Source organism: Mesoflavibacter sp. SCSIO 43206 (assembly GCF_019904215.1).
Taxonomy (GTDB): domain Bacteria; phylum Bacteroidota; class Bacteroidia; order Flavobacteriales; family Flavobacteriaceae; genus Mesoflavibacter; species Mesoflavibacter zeaxanthinifaciens.
In genome coordinates, this window is record NZ_CP063201.1 from 80,200 (window position 1) to 99,817 (window position 19,618).

The window sequence follows — 19,618 nt, forward strand, 5'->3', positions numbered from 1 at the left end:
TTTATTTGTAAATTCTTTCTATTGGGTTGTTCATTTCTTTTAAATAGTTAACCTGTTTACCTGCTTGGTTTATTGCGGTTAAATACTCTATTTGTTTAGTCCCTTTATTAAGGGTTTGAGATACTAACTGTAAATATGATTTTGCTTTTTCATAATCTTGTTTGTCTTGTTCTGTAATAGTTTCATTTTGATTAAAATAAAACCCAACCATCAACGCAATTACTGCTGCAACACTTAACCACTTATAATTAAATTTCGATTTAGTTTTTAATGGAAGTTGTTTAGTAAAGGTTTCTTGCTGGTTAAAAGAAAAGTAATTAAACATGGCTTTGTAATGCTGTAAATGAGGCGCTACAGTTTCTTGCGAAAAATAGTCTTTTAACTGTGCTTCTTCTTTAAGCGTAGTTTCTCCGTTTTCGTACTTTTCAATTAATTTTTCTATCTTATTTAACACCATAACTGTGTGTTTTTGTTAGTTGTTCTCTTATTGTTTTTCTTGCTCTAGATAAGGCTACACGTATTGCTGTAGGTTTCATATCTAGCATTTTTGCTATTTCGTCAAAGTCATATTGTTCAATATCTCTAAGTTGTATGACCATTTTTTGTTGCTCTGGTAAATCTTGAATTATTTTTGCTATCCAGCTCATACTGTCGTTAAGCTCTACTTGCTTTTGCAAGGCTACTTTATGATCTTGATAGTTACTATGAACAATCTTTAAATTTTGTGCTTGTTTAGATTTTAATTTATCCAAGCAAAAGTTTTTTGTCATGGTCATAGAAAACGCTTCTACGTTTTTATAATCGCTTATTTTACCTTTGTTTCTCCATAACTTTAATAACACTTCTTGAGTTGCATCTTCTGCTTCTTCTTTAGATACAAGTAATCGCTTTGCTAAACGAAATACTTTATCCTTAAAAGGCATCACTGTATTTAAAAACTCAGTTTGTGTCATTTTGGTTTTGGTGGTTTCTATTACGACGAGTAACTATTAATTTTGTTACAAAGTTTTTTTATTTGATTGTAAATTAAGTACTTTTAAGTAGAAAAATTGAAAAGAAAACTATGAAATTGAATTACAAATTTTCCGTTATCGGGCTATTTTTTCTTGCCCTAACAAGTTGTTTTAGTGATATTGATGATGATCCTATTTCTGATACCGAGATTAAAGATTTTGTATGGAAAGGTCTTAATTTATGGTACTTTTGGCAAGGTACCGATAGCGCTCCAGATTTGGCTGACAACAGATTTTCTAACGATACAGACTACATTAATTTTTTAAATAGCTTTGATTCGCCTAACCAATTATTTTATTCACTTTTAAGCAATGAAGATCGTTTTAGCTGGATTGTTGACGATTATTTTGCTTTAAGTGGCTCTTTAAGTGGCGTATCCAAAAATAACGGTATGGCTTTTGGATTAGGGCTAATAGATAATGGTCCAAATGTTTTTGGTTATGTACAATACGTTTTACCAAACTCTAGTGCTTCTGAAAATAATATTATACGTGGCGATATTTTTTTAACTGTAAACGGAACACAATTAACTGAAGATAATTACTTAAGTCTTATATCTAGCGACGTTTATACTATTGGCTTGGCAGAACTAGATAATAATGACAACTTGATTTTGACAGGTGAAGAAATTACGCTTACAAAACAAATCTATCAAGAAAACCCAATATATATTACAAACACCTTTGAAGTAGATGGTATAAAAGTAGGATACTTAATGTACAATCGCTTTTTAAGTGACTACGACCAACAACTTAACCAAGTCTTTGCAAATTTTGTTGCTGAAGGTGTTGAACAGTTAGTTCTTGACTTAAGGTATAATCCTGGTGGTAGTGTAAATAGTGCTGTGCTGTTATCTAGTTTGATTGCCGGAAAACCTTCTACTAGTCTCTTTTCAAACCCTAACACTAACTTAAAAGTTAGTGCAAATCTTAATCTTAACTACATATTAGCTCCTAAAAATTTTGTAGAAACTATTAATGGCAACCCTATAAACACCTTAAATTTAAGTAAAGTTTATGTTTTAGCCCAATATAGCTCTGCTTCTGCTAGTGAATTAGTTATTAACGGACTTTCTCCGTATATAGACATTGTACACATTGGTGATTATACCCGAGGAAAAAATGAATTTTCAATAACACTTTACGACAATCCTGACTGTGCTTTTTTACCACCAAATACAGACTGTAACGGAAGTATAAATCCAAATCACACTTGGGCAATGCAACCTTTAGTTGGAAGAAGTGAAAATGCAGAGGGTTTTTCAGACTATACTAATGGTTTAACACCAGATATATCTTTAGATGAAAGTTTATCTAATTTAGGCGTTTTAGGACAACAAGACGAACCGCTTTTAGCTAGAGCCATACAACACCTAACAGGTAATGGAAGAACAGGAGAAACCTTTACTGAACACAAAATTAAAATATTTGATTACTCAAATAAACACACACCAACTGGTACAAACATGTATTTAGAACCAGATGATGTACCAATGCTTTAAACAATAAAAGCCTCAAAATAGATTATTTTGAGGCTTTTTTATTATAATTTAAACTTATCTTTTAGTTAAAATATATTTTAGAAGCTCCAACACCAACGCTAAAACTTTCAGATAAGGTTCCGTTAGAAATATCATAGACTTTTAATGTACTTTGTGCAGAAAAACTTGCATCTGCTAAAAATAAATTACCATCTTTTACAAACATACCATAAGCATATCCTGCTTCCACACTAAATAAAGAAGAACTTGGTAAGTTTGTAGCCGCATCTGCTAATCCATAAACTTCATTGTTTAATATATAATAAGCCATTCCGTTAGAATACGACATTAAACTTGGGTGATTACCTGTAGCAAATTCGATTGTAGATATTACTGAATTATTATTAGTATTTATTCTTGTAATTGATGCTAAAGTTTCTCCAGTAGCTTGCCAAGATTGTCCACCTTCACTTAAAACTAATAAGTTTCCTTGAGAGTCTAAAACCATTTCGTCTGGAATATCATTTACAGAAATAGTTGCTACTGTTGAGTTTGATGTTGTTATTACAGAAACCTCATTATTTGCACCATATCCACCTTTATGAGATACAAATACTTTATCATTATTAGCTAATACTTGTTCTGGTCCTTCACTTACTGGTATAGTAGATGTTACTGTATAAGAGTTTAAATCTACCACAGCAATATAATCGTCTGTAGTAGTAAATGGATCTGCCCAATCTGATACGTAAGCATTAGAGCCATTAAATCCTATATATCTTGGTGTTGTTAATCCTGTTGTTATTGTTGTAATTAACTCAAAAGTATAACGGTTTACTACTGTAATTGTACCAGAATCTTGGATGATATAGGCTTTATCACCATTAAAACCAATAGACTGTAAATATACGCCTAGTGTTTCTCCATTTACGTTAAAATAAATGTCATTTTCTGAAGTAGAAAAATCCTTAGAGATATAAGACACAGAAGATGGTCCTCCTTCTGCACTAATAATAAATCCGTTTTCGTAATCGCCTAATGGTTCTTGAGGTATTGTTCCATCATCATCGTTAGAACAAGAAAATAAAAGGGATAATCCTAATACTGAATACAATAGTTTTTTCATAAGTTGTTATTAAAATTTATAGTGTAATTGAATGTTATAATTTCGATTAGGCATAGGTCTAAAAATTACATTTTGATATGGTTTATCGTATAAATTATTAATGTCTAAACCTAATCTAAGATTATGATTTTTATTTTGTATTAATTGATAAGAAATGCCGATATTTCCTAAATCATATTTGGGTAAGCTGTAAAGTGGACTTATAATATTATCTTCGGTAGTAAAAACCATGTCATTAAACATATGCTGATAGTAAAAAGACAATCTTTTAACATTATAAGCTATACTAACATTAGCTTTATGTTTAGGTACATAGATTAACTGTTTATTAGCCTCTAAATCTTCCGAAATAGTATAAGAATAGTTACCGTTTAAAGTAATAGTATGACTTCCAAATTTTTTGTTTAATTTCAAACCTAATTCTGCACCATAACTATGTGTTTGATTTATATTTATTGGTGACCAAAAACTGGAGTTACTAGGTTTCCATTGTATTAAATTTTCATTTTTAATATAATATGTGTTAAGGTCTAATGTTACCCATTTGTATTGTAATTGATGACCTAAATCTATTTGGTAAGACGTTTCTGGTTTAAGATTTAGATTGCCACCAGGTTGCCAAAACAAGTCGTTAAATGTTGGTACTCTAAAATTCTTAGAGGCATTTAGTAACACTTTGTAAAAATTTTTAAACTGATAACTTCCGTCTAAAGAAAATAATAACGGACTTTCAAAATCTGAAGTAACATCTTGTCTAATATTAAAGGCAAAAGTAGATTTGCTATTTGGCTTGTAAGTAGCTATTGCTGTTGCAGAAAATGCACTACGATTTGGTGATCCAAAACTACTACCATCTGCTTCAAAATAATTATAATCAAGGATACTTTTTAAAGCTATTTTTTTGGAAAGATTGTAATCTAAAATATGTTTAATTAGATAGGTATTTACTTTGCCATAACTATAACCATCTAAGTCTTTATTTTGGTAAAATTTAAACAGCTCTTGTAAATGAGCTACTTTTACTTTTGAGGTGTAATGATTACCAATATTTGCCCATTCTAATAATGTTCTAAAGTTTTCATCTAAATATTTATTTCTAGAAATTGTATTTAAGGTACCAGACAGCTCTCGTTCACCTAAAAACGATTGATGATACAGTTTTAAGATATTATTTTCTGAAATAAAATACCCTAAATTGACATTAAAATTTAAGTTATTAAAAGCGCCGTTTTCGTTAAATTCATCTGTACCTAAGTATCTGTAATCATTATCTGAAGTGACATACTGAAACCCAAAATTTGCTGCAAATTTAGAGCTACCGTAATTAGTATTAAAACTTGCTTTTTGCGTGTTAAAACTTCCATAGTTCAACCTTAGTTGATTGTCAAAATGCGAACTAAAATTCAACTTATTATTTAAATGTATACTACCTCCTATTGCGCCACTTCCATACTGTACGCTTCCGCCTCCATTTTTTATAACGACGTTATCAAAATTATTAACATTAATTAAATTAAAATCTGTTTGACCATTAAGTTGAGAGTTTATAGAAATTCCGTTCCAGATTACAGCGGTTTGAGAGGCATTTGTACCTCTAAATGATGGGGAAGACACCATACCATAACCATTTTCTTTAAAGTAAACATTACTATTAAAACGTAAAATATCTGTAAAAGATTTAGAGTCGTTTTGTAACACAGAATCTTTTAATGTTGTTGTTTTAAACCCATAATTATTCTGCTGTAATTTAACATCGCTTAAAACAACAGTTTCTAACGTTTGTACAGAATCTACTTTGATTTGCCCTTTTAAAGCAATTGTACTAAAGCACAAAAAAACAAGACTATAAAATAATTTCATAAACCTTAAAACCTTTTTCCCGAAGGTTATTAATAATAATTATAGAATTTGGCAGGTCTCCTGACTTGCGTCTTGTTATTGGTCTTCCCATCTAATAAAGACAGTGACATGAAGTAAAATAACAAGCTTTATAGCTTACAGTTGCGGGAACAGTTCTGGATTTTAACCAGATTCCCTTTTAATTTGATACAAATAATATTATATCAAAACCAAAATCTGCTGCAAATGTAACAGATAAAATAAATAAAGACTATTTTTTCTTATTCATTTTATAAATCAAATACACAAAGCCTAATAAAAAATGAAGAATAATAACACCTGCTACTATATATATTGTTAAATTTGAACCGTCTCGCATGGTAAATATTTTCGATAAATTTACATGCTTTTTTAGTCAACACCAGTTACAAATGTTACAGAAACACTTATTAATTTACATTTCTATTTTTATATTGCTTTTTACAAATTGTAAAGAGGATGAAGCCAAAACAAAACCTTTACCAAACGTTTTTGAAACTAATTTAAACTTAAATTACGCAAAAGGTTTTAGTATAAAAGATAATGGGAATTTTAAAGTATTAACGATTACAAATCCTTGGCCAAAAGCAGATAAAAATTACCGTTACGCTTTAATTACTAAAGAAAATGCTGCAAAAACAACATTAAATAAAGATGAATTTGATGGTATCATTACCATTCCTATTCAGAACATTGTAGTAACATCTACAACTCATATTCCTGCTTTAGAATTGTTAAATGAAGTTGAAACCTTAGTAGGTTTTCCTGGTACAAACTATATATCTTCAATTAAAACAAGACAACGTATTGACGATGGTTTAGTAAGAGAACTTGGTAAAAATGAAGGCCTAAATACCGAAGTCCTTTTAAGCATAAATCCTGATGTCGTCGTTGGTTTTGGTGTAGACGGAAAAAGTAAATCTTTAAACACCATAAAAAAAGCAAACATACCTGTTATTTATAATGGAGATTGGGTAGAAAAATCACCACTTGCCAAAGCAGAATGGATTAAGTTTTTTGGAGCATTGTATGATAAAGAACAACAAGCAGATTCTATTTTTAAATCTATTGAAACAAGTTATAAAGACGCAAAACAATTAGCAAAAACAGTTACCAATCAACCAACTGTAATTAGTGGCGCATTACACAAAGATGTATGGTATTTACCAAGCGGAACTAGTACCGAAGCACAGCTTTTAAAAGATGCTAACCTTAATTATTTATATGCAGACACTAAAGCTGCAGGTAGTTTAGCTTTAAATTTTGAAAGTGTCTTTGCAAAAGCTAAACAAGCTAATTTATGGTTAAGTCCGTCGTATTACTCTTCTATGGATGCACTAAAAAAAGCTAATCCCCATTACACACAATTTAACGCTTTTAAAAACAATCAAGTCTACTCTTTTACTAATGCAACTGGCGCAACTGGTGGCGTTTTATATTACGAAACTGGTTTTGCAAGACCTGATCTAGTTTTAAAAGATATTATTAAAATTGGTCATCCAGATCTTTTAAAAGATTACGAACCTTATTTTTTTAAAGTTTTAAAGTGAATCAAAACCAGTCATATAAATGGACATTTTTAGCACTTAGTTTAGGGCTTATTGCTATGTTTATTTTAAACATCAGTTTAGGATCTGTACAGATTTCATTTTCTACAATTATTGATAGTTTTTTAGTAAAATCATCAGATTTTTCTAACCAAGAATATATCATTCAAAATTACCGTTTACCTAAAGCAATTACAGCCATTTTAGTAGGTTCTGGTTTAGGTATTTCTGGTTTGTTAATGCAAACCTTATTTAAAAATCCTTTAGCTGGTCCATTTGTTTTAGGGATTACTTCTGGTGCAAGTCTTGGTGTTGCTTTAGTTATTTTAGGAAGCTCGGTCTTTGGTGGATTTTTAGCCACATTTTTAATCAGTAAATGGAGTTTGGTAATTGCTGCAAGTTTAGGTAGTTTTTTAGTATTATTACTTGTGCTTATCGTTTCAAGTAAAGTTAGAGATACGATGGCAATTTTAATTATAGGCTTAATGTTTGGTAGCATTACTGCTGCAATAGTTAGTGTGTTATCTTATTTTAGTTCTGCAGAGCAATTACAACAATACATTTTTTGGGGATTTGGTAGTTTAGGCGATTTAGATTGGCAAGAGCTTATCATATTTATCTTTATTTACAGCTTTGGACTGTTCTTTAGTATACTTTCAATTAAAGGGTTAAACTCTTTATTGTTAGGTGATAATTATGCTAAAAGTTTAGGTTTAGATTTAAAGAAAAGCAGATTTATTATCATCATTGCAACTAGTTTATTAGCAGGAACAATTACCGCTTTTGCTGGACCAATTGCTTTTATTGGTTTAGCAATTCCGCATTTAACACGACAATTATTTAAGACTTCAAACCATAAAATATTATTACCAGCTGTGTTTTTAATTGGAGCCATTATTATGCTTATTTGCGATAGTATTGCACAATTACCAAACAGCGATTATTCGTTACCAATTAATGCAATAACCTCTTTATTTGGTGCACCAATAGTGATTTGGTTATTAGTTAGACAACGTAAAATGATATTTTAAAATGAATGCGAAAAACCAAAATATCATCCTAAAAACCAATAATTTAGACATAGGTTATATTTCTAAAAAGAAAGAAACACCTATTGCTAAAAACATTAATATTAATCTAAATAAAGGTGAATTAATAGCGCTTGTCGGCGGAAATGGAATAGGAAAATCAACATTATTAAGAACACTAACCAAAGTACAACCTGCTTTAAATGGTGATATTTTTATTAATGAAAAACAGCTAAACAAGTACAATAATTTAGAATTAGCAAAAGAGATGAGTTTGGTTTTAACTGAGCCTATTTCATCTAAAAATCTAAGCGTTTTTGAGCTTGTCGCTCTGGGAAGACAACCTTATACAAACTGGATTGGCAACTTAACAACAATAGATTTAGAGGCTATAAAAAAAGCCATTCAACTTACAAATATTGAAGATTTAAAGCACAAAAAATGTTTTGAACTAAGCGATGGACAACTTCAAAAAGTAATGATTACACGTGCTTTAGCCCAAGACACACCAATTATTATTTTAGATGAACCTACAACGCATTTAGATATGTATCATAAAGCATATCTTTTAAAACTGCTAAAGCAATTAACGATAGATACTGGCAAAACCATATTGTTTTCTTCACATGAAATTGATTTAGCCATTCAACTTTGTGACAGTATGGTTGTAATGACAAAAGACCAAGTGGTTTCTGATCAACCATGTAACCTTATTTCAAAAGGTGTTTTTGAAAGTCTTTTCCCTAAAGATTTGATTGTTTTTGATGAAAAAACAGGAAGTTTTAGAGTGAAGAAATAGTTGAGAAAACTTTTTAACTTGTAGATTTCAACTTATAACTTTATTTTATCTTTGAAAAAATCAATTTTTTAAATGAGCGACAACATCATTCTTATTATAGCGATACTTATTTCGGCAGCTATTGGCGGTTATTTGGGTATGCTTTTTACCAAACTAAAAAGTAAAAGCGAAAAAAGTACTTTAGAGGAAAGAAATGCCAATATACAGCAACAATTTAACGACTTTAAAGTCTTTCACGACAGTGAAAACCAAAAAAAAAACGAGGCTTTTAATCTTCAATTAAATGAATTACGTCAACAAATTGCTAAAACCGAAAACGAGCGTGAAGACATTAGACGCGAAAAAGAATTTTTAAACGCAGAACTTACAAGACGTAGTACTGAGTATGACAATCTTCAACAACAAAATTTAAAACGTGATGAAGAGTTAGCGCAACAACAAGAACAATTACGTAAAGATTTTGAGTTGTTAGCTAATAAAATTCTTGAGGAAAAATCAAACAAATTTACCGAGCAGAATAAAGAAAATATCAAGAATATTTTAAATCCATTACAGGAGAAAATTCTAACCTTCGAGAAAAAAGTAGAAGACACACAAAAGGAAAGCATAAGCATGCATAGTGCTTTAAAAGAGCAATTATTGGGTTTAAAAGATCTAAATCAACAAATGACTAAAGAAGCCACAAACCTTACTAGAGCATTAAAAGGCGATAGTAAAATGCAAGGAAATTGGGGCGAATTAGTATTAGAACGCGTTCTTGAAAAATCTGGTTTAGAAAAAGATCGCGAGTATTTTGTGCAGCAAAGTTTTACTCGTGCAGACGGAACACGAGTCTTACCCGATGTGGTTTTACACTTACCGGATAACAAAAAAATGATTATTGACAGTAAAGTGTCTTTAACCGATTACGAACGTTATGTTAATGCAGATGAAGACGAACGTGCACAATTTTTAAAAGCGCATTTAAACTCGATAAAAAAACATATCGAGCAACTATCTGAAAAAAATTATCAAGATTTATACGATATAGAATCGCCAGATTTTGTTCTTCTATTTATCCCAATAGAACCAGCATTTGCAATAGCAATAAACGAAGATAACACGCTTTACAACAAAGCTTTTGAGAAAAATATTGTAATTGTAACACCTTCTACCCTACTTGCTACTTTAAGAACAGTAGATAGTATGTGGAACAACGAAAAACAACAACAAAACGCTATTGAAATTGCACGTCAAGCTGGTGCATTATATGATAAATTTGAAGGCTTAGTTAAAGATTTAACTGGTGTTGGTAAAAAAATTGACGATGCTAAAAAGGATTATTCTTCTGCAATGAATAAGTTAGTAGAAGGACGAGGAAACTTAATTACTAGTGTAGAAAAAATTAAAAAATTAGGTGCTAAAGCCAAAAAATCGTTACCAGAAAATATTGTAAAACGAGCTAATAGCGACGATTAAAATTATTTATATGAAATTCTTAATTAAATCCATTATAGTAATCCTTTTAATAGTTATAGGCTACTTTGCCTTTATCTACTTTGTACCTTACAGCGAAGGTGTAAGAGCTGGAGAACTTGTAAAGTTTAGTAAAAAAGGTGTGCTATTTAAAACTTGGGAAGGCGAAATAAGTCAAGGTGTTAGCGAAGCACAAATATTTCAGTTTTCTGTAGAAAAAGGAAAATCTCAAGTTATTGAAGATTTAAATAAATATCAAGGTCAGTTTGTAAAACTATCATATATAGAGCGTTATCAAAGTTTTTTCTGGCTTGGTGATACTAAATATTTTATAACTAAAGTTGAAGAAAAAAAGCGTAACTAAATTTGACAGAGCATACCCTAAATATAATTTACAAATGGACATTAAGAGCTAGATATATCATTGTTTTTATACTGGGAGCAGGTTTACTTTCAATAGGTCTAGAATCAATTGTACAACCTATTATCGAAACAAACAATAAAGAGTTACAAAAGGTTATTACTGTTGGTGCAATTATATTTGGTTTAATTTTTATTGTATTTGGGTTTTACTACAAAAAAGACATTGAAATTTATATTAGACAACAACAATTATGAGTAATAAATCCTATAAAAAAGTAGATGCATCTCGTGTAAGTATTTCGCAATTAATGCAACCTTCGCACTCTAATTTTGGAGGAAAAATTCATGGTGGTTACATTTTAAATTTAATGGATCAAATTGCTTTTGCTTGTGCTTCAAAACACTCAGAAACTTACTGTGTAACTGCAAGTGTAGATACTGTAGATTTTTTAAATCCAATAGAAATTGGCGAGCTTGTTACCATGAAAGCATCTGTAAATTTTGTTGGCAATACATCTATGGTCGTAGGTATTAGAGTAGAATCTGAAAACATACAAACTGGAGCTGTAAAACATTGTAACTCGTCTTACTTTACTATGGTGGCAAAAGATGAAAATGGTGACTCTAAAAAAGTACCAGGTTTAATTTTAAATGATAAAAATGAAGTGAAACGTTTTTTAAAAGCCATCAAACGTATGGAAACTAAAAAACAACGTCAAAACGAATTTGATAGCGAAGATTTTTCTCATATTGATTACTTACCCTTATTAGAAAAATACAAAGTTAAAATCGAATTACCAGATCAATCTAATTAAAAAAAGCCTCGATAAATGAGGCTTTTTAATTATATTACAATCATCTTATTTACTTAAATACATTTTACGTCTTGCATAAAGATCATAAAACTCATCATCTTTAAGACTATCTATAAACAAGATACTTTCTCCTGTACTTTTCATTTCTGGTCCTAATTGTTTATTTACATTAGGAAATTTATTAAACGAGAATACTGGTTGTTTTATAGCGTAACCATCTAGTTTAGGATTGAATTCAAAATCAGTTACCTTCTTCTCTCCTAGCATTACTTTAGTGGCGTAATTTACATAAGGTTCTCCATAAGCTTTTGCTATAAATGGTACTGTACGAGATGCACGCGGATTAGCTTCTATTATATACACAGTGTCGTCTTTTACTGCAAACTGTATATTGATTAAACCAACTGTGTTTAATGCTAATGCGATCTTTTTTGTATGATCTTTAATCTGTTGCATTACTAAGTCACCTAAATTAAAAGGTGGTAACGTTGCATTACTATCTCCAGAGTGAATTCCACATGGTTCTATATGTTCCATTATACCTATGATGTAAACATTTTCACCATCACAAATAGCATCTGCTTCTGCTTCTATTGCACCATCTAAATAATGATCTAATAATAATTTATTATTAGGAATGCTACGTAGTAAATCTACAACGTGCTTTTCTAATTCTTTCTTATTAATTACTATTTTCATTCCTTGTCCTCCAAGTACATAAGATGGACGTACTAAAATTGGAAAATCTAATTTATCTGCTACAGCTAAAGCTTCTTCTGCTGTTTCGGCTGTATCAAACTTAGGGTAAGGAATATTATTTTCTTTTAAAAGTTTAGAAAAACTTCCTCTGTCTTCAGCTAAATCTAAAGCTTCATAACTAGTACCTAAAATTTTGATGCCATATTTAGATAGTTTTTCTGCAAGTTTTAATGCTGTTTGACCACCTAATTGAACGATAACACCTTCTGGTTTTTCATGACGAATAATATCGTAGATATGCTCCCAAAATACTGGCTCAAAATATAGTTTATCTGCGGTATCAAAATCTGTAGATACAGTTTCTGGGTTACAGTTTATCATTATAGTTTCGTAGCCACATTCTGCAGCAGCTAACACACCATGAACGCAACAATAATCAAACTCTATTCCTTGACCAATTCGGTTAGGTCCAGATCCTAAAACAATAATTTTTTTCTTGTCCGAAACTACACTTTCATTATCTGGTAAACGTGTTCCGTCTACAGTTTCTACATCATTTTCAAATGTAGAATAGTAATAAGGTGTTTTTGCCTCAAACTCGGCAGCACAAGTATCTACTAACTTGTACACACGATTTACGCCTAATTCATCACGTTTATTATACACTTGACTTTCTAAACAATTAAGCATGTGTGCTATTTGTCTGTCACCATATCCTTTTTGTTTAGCTTCTAATAATAGGTCTTTTTCTATCGTGTCTATTGTATACGTCGAAATTTCTTTTTCTAATTGATACAACTCTTCATATTGACGTAAAAACCACATGTCTATTTTTGTGATTTCGTGAATACGACTTAAAGGAATACCCATTTGGATTGCATCGTAAATTACAAATACTCTATCCCAACTTGCGTTAGTTAGTTTATCTATAATCTGGTCATAGTTTTTATAACCTTTACCATCTGCACCTAAACCATTTCTTTTAATTTCTAGAGATTGGGTAGCTTTGTGTAAGGCTTCTTGAAAAGATCTACCAATACCCATTACTTCTCCTACTGCTTTCATTTGAAGACCTAAAGTACGGTCTGAACCTTCAAATTTATCAAAGTTCCAACGTGGTATTTTTACAATTACGTAATCTAAAGTTGGCTCGAATAAAGCAGAAGTTGATTTTGTAATTTGGTTTTGAAGTTCGTCTAAATGATAGCCTATAGCTAATTTAGCTGCTATTTTTGCTATTGGATATCCTGTTGCCTTACTTGCTAATGCAGACGAACGAGATACACGTGGATTAATTTCAATTGCAATAATTTCTTCATGTTCATCTGGACTTACCGCAAATTGCACATTACATCCACCAGCAAAATCACCAATACTACGCATCATTTTTATTGCCATATCACGCATTTTCTGAAATGTTTTATCAGAAAGTGTCATAGCTGGCGCAACAGTAATCGAGTCTCCGGTATGGATTCCCATTGGATCCATATTTTCAATCGTACAGATAATTACAACATTATCATTTTTATCTCTTAAAAGCTCAAGCTCATACTCTTTCCAACCCATCATAGCCTTATCAATCATCACCTCATGTATTGGTGATACTTCTAAACCACGGGTAAGCGCGTCGTCAAATTCTTTTTCGTCATAAACAATCGCTGCTCCTGCTCCTCCTAAGGTAAACGATGCTCTAATACATAACGGGAAACCAAATTCTTGAGCTATTTCTTTACCTTTTAAAAATGAAGTTGCTGTTGCTTGAGGTGCCATACCAACACCTATTTTTAACATTAACTCTCTAAACTTTTCTCTGTCTTCTGTAATGTTAATGGCATCAATATTAACACCGATAATTTCTACTCCAAAGTCTTCCCAAATACCTTTTTCGTCTGCTTCAATACAAAGGTTAAGCGCTGTTTGTCCTCCCATTGTTGGTAAAACAGCATCTATTTGAGGATGCTCTTTTAATATTTTAACAATAGACTTTGTATTAAGAGGAAGCAAGTACACATGATCTGCCATTTTTGGATCAGTCATGATAGTTGCTGGGTTAGAGTTAATTAAAATAGTTTCGATTCCTTCTTCCCTTAAAGATCTTAATGCTTGCGAACCAGAATAATCAAATTCGCACGCTTGACCAATAATAATTGGACCAGAACCAATAATAAGGATAGATTTTAATTTAGGATTTTTAGGCATTGTATTATGTGTTGTTTTTGGTTTTTCAAAAATAGTGATAATTAGATATAAAAAAAGGCGTTACACCTAAGCAACGCCTTTATATATTAACAATTGTTAATCATTATTTTTTATGTCTAGTTTCAGATGAAACAGATAATTTCTTTCTTCCTTTAGCACGACGACGCGCTAATACTTTTCTACCATTAGCAGAAGCCATTCTTTCTCTAAAACCATGCTTGTTTCTTCTTTTTCTTTTCGATGGTTGAAACGTTCTTTTACTCATTGTATATTATCTTTAAATCTGAAAATGTAATTTTTAATATAATTCTGGTTTTGAAATCTCCAAAACTGAGCGCAAATATACAAAGGGTTTTTAATTTGACAAACCTAAAATTAAAAATATTTTTCAATAAAATTTTAGTTTCTTTGCAAAAGCAAATAAAACAATGCTTTTATGTCCTTTAAAAAATTATTTTTATTAGTCCTTTTGATAGGTTTTACTAGTGTTATACAAGCACAACACTATCTTGGCTATAACTTAAATGTTGGTGACACCTTAAAGATTACTCAGGTTTCTGAACAAGAAATTGTTCAAAAAATGAATGATCAAGAACATAAAATTATTAATAATCTTGGTGGAGATTATCTGTTTCACATCAAAAAAGAGACAGATAGCTCTTATATTATTAACTTTAAGTATGATTCATTTTTCATGAAAACCACTTCCAATTTAGCAGGAACCATATTTAATGTTGATACTAAAAAAGATATTAGTGAAGACGATGTAGAAGGAAAAATCTTTAAAGGGTTAACCGAAACTGCTTTAGAGATAAACATGCTAAAAACAGGAAAAATTGTAAGTTTAGTTGGTACCGAGGATTTAATTAACAATATGATTAACGATCTTGATTTTGATAATTTTACTAAAGAAATCATGAAAGAATCTATACGAAATGAATTTGGTGGCGAAAGTCTTATTGAAAGTCTTAACCAATTTACTTTTATGTATCCAAATAAAACTGTAAATATTGGAGAATCTTGGAAAAATGAGTTTAAAGGAGATATGAAAGCTAAAAATACTTGGCAGCTTGACAAGGTTGACAAGGTTGACAATAACATATATATTTCTTGTAATAGTGATATAACATTAACATCTAAAGAAGATACGCTAACCATGAATTTAGAAGGCACACAGCAATCTGTAATTACTTCTAACAAAAATTCTGGTTGGCCAATAGAAGCTAAAATAACTTCTATAGCAAAAGGAATTTCTATTATGAAAGGTATGGAAAGTGTAGAAATCCCTACAACAATAATTTCAACAACAACATATAAACCATTTAAATAAAACATGTACAATAAAATTTTTAAACTAATACTAGCGGTAGGAATATTTGGAGTTGCAATCTGGCAATTTATTGACGGTGAGATAGGTAATGGAATCATGTACCTTTTACTTTCTTTAGTATTTCTGTTTTTATATTTTAAAAATGAATTTATCCTTCTTGCCTTTTTACGCCTAAGAAAACAAGATTTTGACGGCGCAAAAAAATGGCTTAATAAAATTAAAAATCCTGAAGCTGCATTAGTAAAAAAGCAACAAGGGTATTACAACTTTTTACACGGGATAATGGTATCTCAAGACAATGTAAATGAAGCAGAACGTTATTTTAAAAAAGCAGTAAGCTTAGGATTGTCGATGGATCACGATATGGCTATGGCAAAATTAAACTTAGCTGGTATTGCTTTTTCTAAACGAAGAAAACAAGAAGCTACAAAACTACTTGCCGAAGCACAAAAACTAGACAAACAAGGTATGCTTACTGACCAAATAAAAATGATGAAGCAAAATATGAAGCAAGCGCAAATGCCTAAGCAACATTATGGTCAAGGTGGATCTTTAAGGTCTCAAAAAAGAAGAAGCAGATAAGCATATTTACCGTTTTAACGTAAAATGTCCTTTGTAAGTTAGGCCATTTGCTCTGGTTACAACAAACCAATAGTCGTTGGTTGGCATGGTATTACCATTATAAGTACCATCCCAACCAGCGTCTTGACTTCCCAATTGTTTTAACAATTTACCATACCTATCAAAGATAAAGACTTTTAAATCTGGTTCTAGATTAGAAAATTTTATCTGCCAAAATTCATTTATATCATCTCCATTTGGAGTGAAATATTTAGGGTAATGTAATAGATAAACGTCTTTATCTACAATACCACATCCATTACTATCCTTAATGTAAACTGTATATTCTCCTGGTTCTAAATTAGAAAAAGTGTTTTGAGTTTGATAATCAATTCCATTTAAAGAATACAGGTAATTTCCTGCTCCAGAAGTCATTACTGCTATTGAATTTTCATTAGCAGTCCAATCTGAAATTTCTATATTTTCGATAGTTGCTGGTTCTGAATTTATTACTTGATAATTCTTTGTGCTTTCACAATAAAAATCACCTATTTCATCAATAATAGTTACTGTATAGGTACCAGCTTGATCTACAGTTATACTTTGTGTTGTTTCTTGTGTTGACCATAAATACGCATCAAAACCAGAATCTGCTATTAATGTTGCTGTACCATTAGGACAGATGTAAACTGTTTCTTCTTCACTTAAAACAGGTACTTGACCAACATATATTTGAAATGACGTTGTTGCATGACACAATGCTAAATTATTATGTATAACCCTTGCGTAAACCGTTTGAGGATTGGTATTATTTGTAAATTGATTTGGCAACGGATTATTACCTGTATCTGCATCAGACTGGGATAAATGATAGGTTATTGTGTAGTTATTTGGATTTTGATTTCCTAAAATTTGTTCGTTTTGAGTGTCTAATTGAAACACTTCTTGGTCTATACCATCTGCTTTGCAAATTGTAAAGTCGTCTGGTTGGTTTGCTCTAGCTAATGGTAATAAATTTTCGAGATTAATGGTTATATTTTCAATGCTTCCGCAGGCATCTTCTACTCTAATTTCGTAAATATTATTGGGTAAGTCTGAAAACACGTTATTAGTTCCGTTATTTATTGTTATTGGGGAAATAATACTATAATTGAAAGGCGCTACACCAATAGCTTCTACTACGACGTCTGACGGATTACCACCACTAGAACAATTTAGATTATAAACTCCTGAAATGACTAAATCTGAATATACAGTGAAATTGGCAAATTGATCTAAACAATACACGTCTGGATTTTCTGAATTTATAGATTGAAACACTTTTATCAATCTAAAATCTCCTGTTAAAAAAATATTATAAAGTGTTTCCATATTTTCTATTTCAATAGCAGTTGTGCTATTTGGGATATCGCCTTCTGTGTACGCTACACCGGTATTTGGATGTCCCCAAACTTCATCTTCTTCAAAGTAATATTGCAACCAATATGTTTGGTTAGTTACTGTTTGATCTAAATCATTAATAGTAACATCAAAAGAACCGCAGTTTCTGGTTAATGTGTATGCAAAAGGATTACTGGTATAGCTATTTATGGTAACATTAGTTGTGTAATCAAAATTACAAGTATCAGTAGATTCAAATTGATAATCACCAACGGGTAAATTATTTATAAAAAGGTTACCATTTGCATCTAATAAATTGGTACCATTAAAAGGAATAGTTTCCGCGAAAGCGGAAGGTGCAGCGACAATAATAATTTCTGATAATTGTCCATGATTACTGCTTAGATTTAAAGAACCTGTTTCTGTTTCGCAATTTGGAAGCGTTAATACATTTAATCCTTGAAACTGAAATACCGGAATATTAGCATCTAAAGTATATTCTACACCACAATTATCAACTACAGTAACAACATAATCTCCTGCAGGAAGATTATTATCTTGAATGGTTAAAATATCTCCAACAATAAACTCATCAGCATTAAAAGGTAAGGTTTCAGAGAAAGATGATGGTGCACTTATTATAGAAGCTGAAATGACCTCACGTTCAGGAATCCTGATTTCTAAAATACCAGAATTTGCAGAACATCCATTATTGCTTGTTATTACTAACGGATCTACAACAACTTCATCTACAAAAATAGTACCTGCTCCTACTCTATTACAAGCATCTATCACTTCTACAGTGTACATACCTGTTGGTACTGGATTATCGTCAAAACCAAAAATTATAGTTCCATCATCCTCAGTAAATGGTCCTGGATAACTATTGTTGTAATCTGTTGGATTAAAACCTGAAGGCGCAGATGTAAAACTTAAAGTGAAAGGTGGCAAGTAGTTGTTTATAGTTACGTTTAAAAATTCGCCACAAAATTCTTCTGTCGTGGTTAAATTTACTTTTGGATTTGGGTTTACAATTTGATCAGATTCAAATAGAAGTTGACATGAATCTTGAATTGAAATATTTACACCGAAACTATCTGATCCAAATAATGGAATTAATTGATTGATTGTAAAATTTAAATCGTCTCCACTTGTAATATTTTGATTAAAAACAATCTCTGGTGAACCATCTGGTGGATATAGTGTTAACGTTACTGAAAGCGGATAAATTATTGTTGTACCTTCTGCCGCATCAATAGAAATTTCGACATCTGCTTCATCACAATTATCATATACAATTGGCAAACCTACTTCGCCTATAATTAAGTCATTAATATCTAGTAACATGGTGTAGGTTTTTGAGAGCGCATTATCACAATCGTCATAAACTCTAATAATGTAAGTACCTTGAGGCAAATCTGTAAAAACATTTGAAGTTTGAGGAGCAACTGTTTCTGGTCCAGAAATTACCTCGTAAGACACTGGATTACCAGATGTTATATTTACTGTGATTGTACCAAACTCGTCACAATTTGACGTGGTTGAATGCGAAATATCGTAATCTAAAGTTGTAGTTAAATTGTTAATTGTAATGTCTTGCTGTTGCTCATTTTCTTCACTTCCAAGAGTTTGTGTCGCAACAACAATATAATCTCCAGATGGCAAACTACTAAAAGAAGACGCTGTAGTTTCTGCAATTGGATTTGTACTGTCTGGTAGTAAAAATAATGAATAAGTAATTGTTGCTCCAACTGCTGTATTATTAACACTCATTGTCAAAGCACCGTTACCAGAACACGTTTCGTCTGTTGCAGTTACTACTAGATTAAAGTCTGGTAATTGAGCAAATGTAGACCAATGTGTAAGAAAAAAGAATGTAAAAACCCAAACTATTCTTTTTACTTTATAAATACTTATGTTGGTTGATGTTTTAATTTCATTATC

General features: G+C 31.0%; 17 protein-coding genes and 1 riboswitch. Of the genes, 10 read left to right on the top strand and 7 right to left on the bottom strand.

The window, feature by feature from the left end:
• Window position 1: 1 nt before the first annotated feature.
• Together INR78_RS00410 and INR78_RS00415 are read right to left on the bottom strand one after the other, a co-directional pair.
• On the bottom strand, window positions 2–457 hold the full coding sequence (locus tag INR78_RS00410) for a hypothetical protein (RefSeq protein ID WP_223077013.1): 456 nt from the start codon (window positions 455–457) through the stop codon (window positions 2–4).
• Window positions 444–953, bottom strand: a complete 510-nt coding sequence (locus INR78_RS00415; RefSeq protein ID WP_223077014.1) for an RNA polymerase sigma factor — start codon at window positions 951–953, stop codon at window positions 444–446. The genes INR78_RS00410 and INR78_RS00415 overlap by 14 nt, the downstream gene beginning before the upstream one ends.
• A gap of 110 nt (window positions 954–1,063) precedes the next feature.
• Between INR78_RS00415 and INR78_RS00420 the strand changes: the two genes are divergently transcribed.
• Window positions 1,064–2,515 carry a S41 family peptidase gene (locus tag INR78_RS00420; RefSeq protein WP_223077015.1) on the top strand — a complete coding sequence of 484 codons (1,452 nt, stop codon included), beginning with the start codon at window positions 1,064–1,066 and terminating at the stop codon, window positions 2,513–2,515.
• A gap of 61 nt (window positions 2,516–2,576) precedes the next feature.
• Here the strand turns inward: INR78_RS00420 and INR78_RS00425 are convergent, their stop codons facing one another.
• Window positions 2,577–3,620: a YncE family protein gene (locus tag INR78_RS00425; protein WP_223077016.1), complete on the bottom strand. Its 1,044-nt coding sequence runs from the start codon at window positions 3,618–3,620 to the stop codon at window positions 2,577–2,579.
• A gap of 9 nt (window positions 3,621–3,629) precedes the next feature.
• Window positions 3,630–5,480, bottom strand: a complete 1,851-nt coding sequence (locus INR78_RS00430; protein WP_223077017.1) for a TonB-dependent siderophore receptor — start codon at window positions 5,478–5,480, stop codon at window positions 3,630–3,632.
• A 32-nt stretch (window positions 5,481–5,512) separates the two neighbouring features.
• A riboswitch (cobalamin riboswitch) is annotated at window positions 5,513–5,709 on the bottom strand.
• Between the two features lie 181 nt (window positions 5,710–5,890).
• Between INR78_RS00430 and INR78_RS00435 the strand changes: the two genes are divergently transcribed.
• From INR78_RS00435 to INR78_RS00465, 7 genes are all read left to right on the top strand, one after another.
• Window positions 5,891–7,048, top strand: a complete 1,158-nt coding sequence (locus INR78_RS00435; RefSeq protein ID WP_223077018.1) for an ABC transporter substrate-binding protein — start codon at window positions 5,891–5,893, stop codon at window positions 7,046–7,048.
• 56 nt (window positions 7,049–7,104) lie between these two features.
• A complete protein-coding gene (locus INR78_RS00440) occupies window positions 7,105–8,076 on the top strand; it encodes a FecCD family ABC transporter permease (protein ID WP_370632526.1) in 972 nt (323 codons plus the stop codon).
• 1 nt (window position 8,077) lies between these two features.
• A complete protein-coding gene (locus tag INR78_RS00445; RefSeq protein WP_223077020.1) occupies window positions 8,078–8,872 on the top strand; it encodes an ABC transporter ATP-binding protein in 795 nt (264 codons plus the stop codon).
• A gap of 72 nt (window positions 8,873–8,944) precedes the next feature.
• On the top strand, window positions 8,945–10,330 hold the full coding sequence (gene rmuC / locus INR78_RS00450) for a DNA recombination protein RmuC (RefSeq protein ID WP_223077021.1): 1,386 nt from the start codon (window positions 8,945–8,947) through the stop codon (window positions 10,328–10,330).
• 10 nt (window positions 10,331–10,340) lie between these two features.
• Window positions 10,341–10,691 (top strand): 6-phosphogluconate dehydrogenase, encoded by a 351-nt coding sequence (locus INR78_RS00455; RefSeq protein ID WP_223077022.1) that lies wholly within the window; start codon window positions 10,341–10,343, stop codon window positions 10,689–10,691.
• A 2-nt stretch (window positions 10,692–10,693) separates the two neighbouring features.
• Window positions 10,694–10,945, top strand: a complete 252-nt coding sequence (locus tag INR78_RS00460; protein WP_223077023.1) for a hypothetical protein — start codon at window positions 10,694–10,696, stop codon at window positions 10,943–10,945.
• Entirely contained in the window at window positions 10,942–11,505 is a 564-nt protein-coding gene (locus tag INR78_RS00465; protein WP_223077024.1) for an acyl-CoA thioesterase, read from the top strand. The genes INR78_RS00460 and INR78_RS00465 overlap by 4 nt, the downstream gene beginning before the upstream one ends.
• Window positions 11,506–11,550: 45 nt before the next feature.
• Here INR78_RS00465 and carB read toward each other — a convergent pair whose 3' ends face one another.
• Window positions 11,551–14,403: a carbamoyl-phosphate synthase large subunit gene (gene carB, locus INR78_RS00470; RefSeq protein WP_223077025.1), complete on the bottom strand. Its 2,853-nt coding sequence runs from the start codon at window positions 14,401–14,403 to the stop codon at window positions 11,551–11,553.
• Window positions 14,404–14,506: 103 nt separating this feature from the next.
• The gene (rpmH, locus tag INR78_RS00475; protein WP_027878648.1) at window positions 14,507–14,668 is read right to left on the bottom strand and encodes a 50S ribosomal protein L34; all 162 of its coding nucleotides are present in this window, start codon (window positions 14,666–14,668) and stop codon (window positions 14,507–14,509) included.
• 171 nt (window positions 14,669–14,839) lie between these two features.
• On the opposite strand from rpmH, the gene INR78_RS00480 reads away from it, so the two are divergent.
• Window positions 14,840–15,733, top strand: a complete 894-nt coding sequence (locus INR78_RS00480) for a DUF6263 family protein (RefSeq protein WP_223077026.1) — start codon at window positions 14,840–14,842, stop codon at window positions 15,731–15,733.
• Window positions 15,734–15,736: 3 nt separating this feature from the next.
• On the top strand, window positions 15,737–16,315 hold the full coding sequence (locus tag INR78_RS00485) for a hypothetical protein (RefSeq protein ID WP_027878646.1): 579 nt from the start codon (window positions 15,737–15,739) through the stop codon (window positions 16,313–16,315).
• 6 nt (window positions 16,316–16,321) lie between these two features.
• On the opposite strand, the gene INR78_RS00490 is transcribed toward INR78_RS00485, so the two are convergent.
• Window positions 16,322–19,447: a T9SS type B sorting domain-containing protein gene (locus INR78_RS00490; RefSeq protein WP_223077027.1), complete on the bottom strand. Its 3,126-nt coding sequence runs from the start codon at window positions 19,445–19,447 to the stop codon at window positions 16,322–16,324.
• Window positions 19,448–19,618: the final 171 nt, after the last annotated feature.

What these genes read in the sequence shown, in the direction of transcription:
- INR78_RS00410 (WP_223077013.1), bottom strand. Translation starts at nt 457, where the DNA reads ATGGTGTTAAATAAGATAGAAAAATTAATTGAAAAGTACGAAAACGGA.
- INR78_RS00415 (WP_223077014.1), bottom strand. Translation starts at nt 953, where the DNA reads ATGACACAAACTGAGTTTTTAAATACAGTGATGCCTTTTAAGGATAAA.
- INR78_RS00420 (WP_223077015.1), top strand. Translation starts at nt 1,064, where the DNA reads ATGAAATTGAATTACAAATTTTCCGTTATCGGGCTATTTTTTCTTGCC.
- INR78_RS00425 (WP_223077016.1), bottom strand. Translation starts at nt 3,620, where the DNA reads ATGAAAAAACTATTGTATTCAGTATTAGGATTATCCCTTTTATTTTCT.
- INR78_RS00430 (WP_223077017.1), bottom strand. Translation starts at nt 5,480, where the DNA reads ATGAAATTATTTTATAGTCTTGTTTTTTTGTGCTTTAGTACAATTGCT.
- INR78_RS00435 (WP_223077018.1), top strand. Translation starts at nt 5,891, where the DNA reads ATGTTACAGAAACACTTATTAATTTACATTTCTATTTTTATATTGCTT.
- INR78_RS00440 (WP_370632526.1), top strand. Translation starts at nt 7,105, where the DNA reads ATGTTTATTTTAAACATCAGTTTAGGATCTGTACAGATTTCATTTTCT.
- INR78_RS00445 (WP_223077020.1), top strand. Translation starts at nt 8,078, where the DNA reads ATGAATGCGAAAAACCAAAATATCATCCTAAAAACCAATAATTTAGAC.
- rmuC (WP_223077021.1), top strand. Translation starts at nt 8,945, where the DNA reads ATGAGCGACAACATCATTCTTATTATAGCGATACTTATTTCGGCAGCT.
- INR78_RS00455 (WP_223077022.1), top strand. Translation starts at nt 10,341, where the DNA reads ATGAAATTCTTAATTAAATCCATTATAGTAATCCTTTTAATAGTTATA.
- INR78_RS00465 (WP_223077024.1), top strand. Translation starts at nt 10,942, where the DNA reads ATGAGTAATAAATCCTATAAAAAAGTAGATGCATCTCGTGTAAGTATT.
- carB (WP_223077025.1), bottom strand. Translation starts at nt 14,403, where the DNA reads ATGCCTAAAAATCCTAAATTAAAATCTATCCTTATTATTGGTTCTGGT.
- rpmH (WP_027878648.1), bottom strand. Translation starts at nt 14,668, where the DNA reads ATGAGTAAAAGAACGTTTCAACCATCGAAAAGAAAAAGAAGAAACAAG.
- INR78_RS00480 (WP_223077026.1), top strand. Translation starts at nt 14,840, where the DNA reads ATGTCCTTTAAAAAATTATTTTTATTAGTCCTTTTGATAGGTTTTACT.
- INR78_RS00485 (WP_027878646.1), top strand. Translation starts at nt 15,737, where the DNA reads ATGTACAATAAAATTTTTAAACTAATACTAGCGGTAGGAATATTTGGA.
- INR78_RS00490 (WP_223077027.1), bottom strand. Translation starts at nt 19,447, where the DNA reads ATGAGTGTTAATAATACAGCAGTTGGAGCAACAATTACTTATTCATTA.